Below are 6,980 nucleotides of genomic sequence, written 5' to 3' on the forward strand. Positions count from 1 at the left end.
ACTCCGGAAAAATCATGGTTAGCAATCAATATAGGATTGAGTGTAGACGGCTTATCTTGATGAAGAAAATGAAACTTACTCATGGTATCTATGTGTAAGTTGCATGGCGTCTGTACCATTATATGGTGAAGATCAACACTTGCGATATTTTTGGAGGTTATTCTATTCGTTCAAAGATAGTCGCAATACCTTGTCCTAAGCCGATACACATGGTGGCTAAACCAAAGCGAGCTTGCTTTTGTTCCATGATATTGATGAGAGTGGTTGAGATACGAGCACCTGAACACCCTAATGGGTGACCAAGGGCAATCGCACCGCCGTTAAGGTTAATTTTTTCATCAAGATGATCCATTAACCCGAGTGCTTTAATGCACGGTAATGTTTGTGCCGCAAAGGCTTCATTGAGCTCAATGATATCAATATCATCTAAACTTAAGCCTGCGCGTTGTAATGCCTTTTGAGTGGCAGGAACAGGTCCAAATCCCATGAGTGATGGTTCACACCCAGCAATTGCCATGGCTTTGATTCGGGCTCGAATAGGTAAACCTAATGTGCGCGCTTGGTGTTCATCCATGAGTAATATTGCTGCCGCACCATCCGATAGCGCTGATGATGTACCGGCTGTTACTGTGCCATGGATGGGATCGAAAATAGGGCGTAATTGACTTAATGCTGCCACGGTTGTTTCGGGACGAATGACTTCATCGGTAGCATATTTAGTTAAAATGCCATTGCTATCATGGCCTTCTGTTGCGAAAATTTCATGGGTAAATCGACCTTCAACCGTCGCGGCATGGGCGCGCTGGTGTGAACGCGCGCCAAATTGATCTTGTAGCTCCCGACTAATATCATATTTTCGGGCTAACATTTCTGCGGTTAAGCCCATCATCCCTGCGGCTTTAGCGACGGTTTTCGATAGGCCTGGGTGGAAATCAACCCCATGAGTCATTGGTACGTGACCCATATGCTCAACCCCGCCAATTAAACAGCTTTGTGCATCGCCCACCATAATAGCGCGAGTGGCGTCATGCAGTGCTTGCATGGATGAACCACATAAACGGTTAACGGTTGTTGCACCGACAGAGGTTGGGATCCCTGCAAGTAGTGCTGCATTACGACCAATATTAAATCCTTGTTCTAAGGTTTGTTGCACACATCCCCAATAAATATCTTCTATATTATTCGCATCTAATTGAGGGTTACGGGTTAACAATCCTGTCATTAAATGCGCTGATAAATCTTCAGCACGCACATGGCGGAATGCACCGCCTTTTGAGCGTCCCATTGGGGTACGAATACAGTCAACAATCACCACATTATTCATAATTAACTCCTTAATGATGCAGCAGCAATAGTGGGGTAATAACACTCATCAGCCGCCGCTTTGGCGCGCAGACCTTCAGGTACTTGATATAAAGGACCGAGTGATTGATAACTATTGGCTAATGCGACGTAATTAGCTAAGCCTAGGTTATCTAAATAACGGAATACACCACCTTTAAAGGGCGGAAAACCTAAGCCGTAAACCAATGCCATATCTGCTTCTGCAGGCGTTGCAATAATGTTTTCTTCTAAGCAGCGTACGACTTCATTAATCATTGGAATCATCATACGATCGATAATGGTGGTGTTTGCAAATGAGGTCGATGTTGCTGTGATGGGCGCAAGTAAATCAGTCGTTTGAGGATCAATTGTTTTTTTAGGCTTACCTTTCTTATCCAGATGGTAGTTAAAAAATCCCGCTCCTGTTTTTTGGCCAAAGCGTTGTTGTTCGTATAAGACATCAATGGCATCGGTATCATGTTTAGCCATGCGTTGTGGGTATCCCTCAGCCATCACTTTTTGAGCGTGATGAGCGGTATCAATACCCACCACATCGAGCAGATAAGCCGGCCCCATTGGCCACCCGAAATCCTGTTCCATAACATTATCAATCTGACGATAATCACCGCCATCACGCAGCAGTAAACTAAATGCCGCTAGATAAGGAAATAAAACCCGATTAACAAAAAATCCCGGACAATCATTTACTACAATAGGGGTTTTGCGCATTTTAGCCGCATAAGCCACCACTTGAGCGATGGTTTCATTTGAGGTGTGTTGGCCGCGAATGATCTCAACCAATGGCATTTTATGGACCGGATTAAAAAAGTGCATGCCGCAAAAATTTTGAGGTCGTTGTAATGATGCTGCGAGTAAATTAATTGGGATTGTTGAGGTGTTTGAGGTGATCACCGTAGTATCGGTAACCTGTTGCTCGACGTCTGCGAGCACCGCTGCTTTTATGGTGGGATTCTCAATTACCGCTTCTATAACAATATCAACGTGGTTGGAATCGGAATAAGTCAGGGTTGGCGTGATGGTGGCTAATGTTGCTGCCATTTGTAAGCCGTCGATCCGTCCTCGAGTGAGTTTTTTATTAAGTAATTTTGCGGCTTGTTGCATGCCAAGAGTTAAGGCCTCACTGGTGATATCTTTCATGACGACAGGGACATGGTTTGTTACTGATTGATAAGCAATGCCGCCACCCATAATGCCAGCACCTAATACCATTGCTTGTTGTGTTGGGTGGGCTGTTTTAATGGCTTGTTTAGCTTTGCTTTTTAAATATTGGTCATTTAGAAAAATACCCACTAAAGCTTGAGCAATATCAGTTTTAGCAAGGGTGACAAAGTGAGAATTTTCAATAACCAGAGCTTGTGTGCGTTCACTGGTTGCAGCGGTTTCGATTGCGGTCACTGCCGCCATTGGTGCAGGGTAATGTTTACCTGCGATATTAGCGACCATAGCTTTAGCCGTGGTAAAACTCATTAATGCTTCAGTAGCTGTTAGCTTTAATGGCATTTTTTTTTGAGATCGGCGTCGTTGCCAATCTAAATCACCCGCAATAGCTTGTTTAATAATACGCAATGCTGCTGTTGGTAATACATCTGTGGCAACCACCGCATCAATAAGTCCTAGTTTTAAGGCTGCATCTGCTGTTTTATCTTTACCTGAGGTAATTATTTCCATTGCACTGTCTGCGCCAATTAATCGTGGCAGGCGAACCGTCCCTCCAAATCCTGGCATGATCCCGAGTTTTGTTTCTGGTAATCCAATATGCGCTTGATGATCTGCAATTCTAAAATCAGTCGCGAGTACGCATTCGCAACCACCACCAAGGGCATAACCATTAATGGCTGATAGAGTGGGAACAGGTAAATCTTCTAATTTATTAAAAATAGTATTGGCGTGATGAAGCCACTTTGAAAGTTGATTAGCTGGCAGAGCAAATAATCCTAGAAACTCGGTAATATCGGCGCCAACGATAAATGCCGCTTTGGTTGAACGTAGGATTAAGCCTTTAAGGTTGGGTTGTTGGTAGAGTGCATCAAGAGCAAGACTAAAACTTTCAAGAGTGGCGAGATCAAATTTATTGATGGGAGCTGGTGCATCAAAAATGAGTTCAGCGATCCCTTCTTCGAGGTAGCGTACAGAGAGTGTTTCACCGTGGTAAATCATGTTCTATCTCCATATATTCCATTCTATGACGGATCTGGTGTGATTTAACTGGTTTGACCTGTAGTGGTTAATATTTAGTCTGAACTGCAATGGCTACAAATTCAACAATTAATTTAAACATTTATTTAACATTGTCGATTGGTTCATTATCTTAACGGTAATAATTCGTAGAATGGCGTCATTGTAAGCAATAATGAGCATTGCTTGGGTCATAATAGGAATATGGTATCCTGCGGTGGTTTTTTGATGACGAGGTATGTTTTATGTCAACCAGCGAACCTTACTTGATTCCACTGCAAGCCGTGACTTTTGAAGAAGAAATCAAAAAGAGCCATTTTATAACGTATTTAGCCCATACGGCGTCGATTGAAGCGGCTAAGCAGTTTATTAACGAAGTAAAGTTAGTCCATCCAAGTGCCAATCATCATTGTTGGGGTTTTGTTGCTGGTAGACCGACAGATTCAATGTTGTGGGGCTTTAGTGATGACGGCGAGCCATCAGGAACCGCTGGAAAACCGATATTAGCGCAATTAACTGGATCGGGGGTTGGTGAATTAACTGCAGTTGTTGTTCGTTATTTTGGTGGTATTCATTTAGGAACGGGTGGGCTGGTTAAGGCTTATGGTGGCGGTGTGCAACGTGGATTAACGCTACTGAGCACACAACAAAAGATCATCATCAGTGAGTTGTTTCTATGTTGTGATTATAATCAAATATCATTAGTTGAAGCGTTATTAAGTGAATATAACGGCACACAATTAAAGGCTGATTATGGTCAACAAGTGAGTATGCATCTAGCGCTTGATAGCCGTACCGTGACTGAATTTAGTACCAAGTTAATTAATCGTAGTGGTGGACGGATTGTTGCAACATCAACTCCTGAAAGTTAACCATTATTTATTTTATTCTATATTTTCATATGAGGGCCGGTTAGGGCCATGCAGTTTCGTTCAATTATACGTATCGTCGGGCTGTTGCTCGCTTTATTTAGTGTCACGATGCTCATTCCCGCTCTAGTGGCTTTGATTTACCGTGATGGTGCTGGATTTCCTTTTGTTGTCACCTTCTTTTTATTACTAGCGGGTGGAACTGTACTATGGTTACCTAATCGTCGCCATCGGCATGAATTAAAAGCCCGTGATGGCTTCTTAATTGTAGTGCTGTTTTGGGCTGTTATTGGTAGTGCTGGCGCGGTACCTTTTTTGTTGTCTAAAAATCCAGACTTGTCGGTTGCAGACTCCTTTTTTGAATCATTTTCTGCACTGACAACAACGGGCGCAACGGTCATTGTTGGCCTCGACCATTTACCGAAAGCGATTTTATTCTATCGTCAGTTACTGCAATGGTTTGGCGGTATGGGAATTATCGTGTTAGCGGTCGCAATATTACCGGTGTTAGGTATTGGTGGAATGCAGTTATATCGAGCTGAAACGCCAGGGCCGGTAAAAGACAGTAAAATGACTCCTCGTATTGCCGAAACAGCTAAGACGTTGTGGTATATATATTTAGCATTAACGATTGCATGTGCATTCGCGTTTTGGCTTGCTGGTATGAGCGGCTTTGATGCGATATCACATAGCTTTTCAACTGTCGCAATCGGTGGCTTCTCAACTCACGATGCCAGTATCGGTTATTTTAATAGTCCTACTATTAATATGATCACCGTTGTTTTTCTTTTAATTTCAGCCTGTAACTTTTCCCTTCACTTTGCTGCATTTGGTAATGGCAATATTAACCTTAAAACATATTGGCGAGATCCTGAATTTAGAGCATTTTTTGTGGTGCAACTTATTCTATTTGTGATTTGTTTTGGATTGCTATTAAAGCATCATTCTTATGACCACTCTTTTGATGCTTTTGATCAAGCGCTGTTTCAAACGGTCTCTATTTCTACAACGGCAGGTTTTACTACCACTGGTTTTTCTGATTGGCCGTTATTTCTACCTGTGTTATTGCTGTTTTCCTCTTTTATAGGTGGTTGTGCTGGCTCGACTGGGGGTGGCATGAAAGTAATTCGAATGTTGTTATTGTCATTACAAGGTGTTCGAGAGTTAAAACGTTTAGTACATCCTCGCGCGGTGTACACCATTAAACTTGGGCATAAAGCGTTACCACAACGAGTTGTTGATGCTGTGTGGGGGTTTTTCTCGGCTTATGCATTGGTTTTTGTGGTATGTATGTTGGCTCTTATTGCGACAGGTATCGATGAATTAACAGCATTTTCAGCGGTGGCCGCGACACTTAATAATTTAGGTCCAGGTTTAGGCGAAGTTGCGGTTCATTTTGGTCAAATAAATGATTCAGCGAAATGGATCCTCATTATTGCTATGCTATTTGGCCGTTTAGAAGTGTTTACATTATTAGTTTTATTTACGCCGACATTTTGGCGTAATTAAAGGAGCTATCATGGAAAAGGTATTATTACTGCATTCTAGTTGTGAAGGACAAACGATTAAAATCCTTAACCATATAGAGCAGGACTTAGGCGAACAGTATCAATGTGACTATATTGATATACATTCAGAGCCAAAAATTGATTTCAATGGTTATGATCGCATTCTTGTTGGTGCTTCCGTACGCTATGGCCATTTAAATAAAAAGCTATATCAATTTATAGAGCAAAATGTAGCTAGTCTTGAACAAGCAAAGGTCGCTTTCTTCTGCGTTAACCTAACCGCTCGTAAAGAAGGTAAAGATACGCCAGCAACAAGTGCTTATGTTAAGAAGTTCTTATTGAAGTCACCATGGCATCCTAAAATGATGGCCGTATTTGCTGGAGCATTGCGCTATCCACGTTATAACTTTTTTGATCGCACAATGATTAAGTTAATAATGAAGCTTACGGGGGGCGAAACTGATACAACAAAAGAAGTGGAATATACCGACTGGCAAAAGGTGGCACATTTTAGTCACCAATTTAAGACGCTATAATCGTATTATTGATCGCTTTGTTTGCTTTTTGATCTAACGGTTCGTTTTTATTGATAAAAAGCATAAAGTACTTGCGATGAACGTCGTTGTCTCTATACTGCTGCTCTATCGGAACGCGAGCAGCTTTATAAAAGAAGATGTTATGCAATAATCGATTGGATGATAGACCTGATAAAAGAAATAAAAAAGTGGTTGACACTTTATGTTATTTCGCTAGAATGGCCATCCACTTCAACGAAACGATTAAACAGTCAAATGTTTGATAATTCGAAGAAGATTGTTCTTTAACAATTTGACCATGCAATCTGTGTGGGCACTCGTTGAATAGTTAAGTCGAAAGATTTATCAATGAACTGAGTGACCAATACAAAATAACGTAAGTTGTTTTGGCACAGTCAATTCATTATCGTTCTGTTGGAACGATAATAGCTTTAAAATTACTAAGGTAGTTTTGAAGTCAGTATTCATTGAGCCGTCTCGAAAGAGACAACAAAACTTTAATTGAAGAGTTTGATCATGGCTCAGATTGAACGCTGGCGGCAGGCCTA

At 41.6% G+C, this 6,980-nt stretch carries 6 protein-coding genes; 3 read left to right on the forward strand and 3 right to left on the reverse strand.

Annotated features, from left to right (window positions below):
• Window positions 1-157: 157 nt before the first annotated feature.
• Together fadA and fadB are read right to left on the reverse strand one after the other, a co-directional pair.
• Window positions 158-1,324, reverse strand: coding sequence for an acetyl-CoA C-acyltransferase FadA (fadA, locus tag C9I86_RS18200; RefSeq protein ID WP_107277112.1), 1,167 nt, complete (start codon window positions 1,322-1,324; stop codon window positions 158-160).
• A 2-nt stretch (window positions 1,325-1,326) separates the two neighbouring features.
• The gene (gene fadB, locus C9I86_RS18205) at window positions 1,327-3,501 is read right to left on the reverse strand and encodes a fatty acid oxidation complex subunit alpha FadB (RefSeq protein WP_107277113.1); all 2,175 of its coding nucleotides are present in this window, start codon (window positions 3,499-3,501) and stop codon (window positions 1,327-1,329) included.
• 263 nt (window positions 3,502-3,764) lie between these two features.
• On the opposite strand from fadB, the gene C9I86_RS18210 reads away from it, so the two are divergent.
• The 3 genes from C9I86_RS18210 to hemG are packed head-to-tail and all read left to right on the forward strand — an operon-like array spanning window position 3,765 to window position 6,432.
• Window positions 3,765-4,391, forward strand: coding sequence for a YigZ family protein (locus C9I86_RS18210; protein WP_107277114.1), 627 nt, complete (start codon window positions 3,765-3,767; stop codon window positions 4,389-4,391).
• Window positions 4,392-4,439: 48 nt separating this feature from the next.
• The gene (locus C9I86_RS18215; RefSeq protein WP_107277115.1) at window positions 4,440-5,897 is read left to right on the forward strand and encodes a TrkH family potassium uptake protein; all 1,458 of its coding nucleotides are present in this window, start codon (window positions 4,440-4,442) and stop codon (window positions 5,895-5,897) included.
• 10 nt (window positions 5,898-5,907) lie between these two features.
• Window positions 5,908-6,432 (forward strand): menaquinone-dependent protoporphyrinogen IX dehydrogenase, encoded by a 525-nt coding sequence (gene hemG / locus C9I86_RS18220; protein ID WP_107277116.1) that lies wholly within the window; start codon window positions 5,908-5,910, stop codon window positions 6,430-6,432.
• 345 nt (window positions 6,433-6,777) lie between these two features.
• Here the strand turns inward: hemG and C9I86_RS20230 are convergent.
• Window positions 6,778-6,980: hypothetical protein (locus tag C9I86_RS20230; RefSeq protein WP_206748827.1), on the reverse strand; the 203-nt coding region annotated here is incomplete at its 5' end.

Origin of the sequence: Photobacterium sp. NCIMB 13483, assembly GCF_003025475.1 — a bacterium.
GTDB classification, from domain to species: Bacteria; Pseudomonadota; Gammaproteobacteria; order Enterobacterales; family Vibrionaceae; genus Photobacterium; species Photobacterium piscicola.

Bases quoted from the DNA above. Each gene is read 5' to 3' on its own strand.
- fadA (WP_107277112.1), bottom strand. From the start codon at position 1,324: ATGAATAATGTGGTGATTGTTGACTGTATTCGTACCCCAATGGGACGC.
- fadB (WP_107277113.1), bottom strand. From the start codon at position 3,501: ATGATTTACCACGGTGAAACACTCTCTGTACGCTACCTCGAAGAAGGG.
- C9I86_RS18210 (WP_107277114.1), top strand. From the start codon at position 3,765: ATGTCAACCAGCGAACCTTACTTGATTCCACTGCAAGCCGTGACTTTT.
- C9I86_RS18215 (WP_107277115.1), top strand. From the start codon at position 4,440: ATGCAGTTTCGTTCAATTATACGTATCGTCGGGCTGTTGCTCGCTTTA.
- hemG (WP_107277116.1), top strand. From the start codon at position 5,908: ATGGAAAAGGTATTATTACTGCATTCTAGTTGTGAAGGACAAACGATT.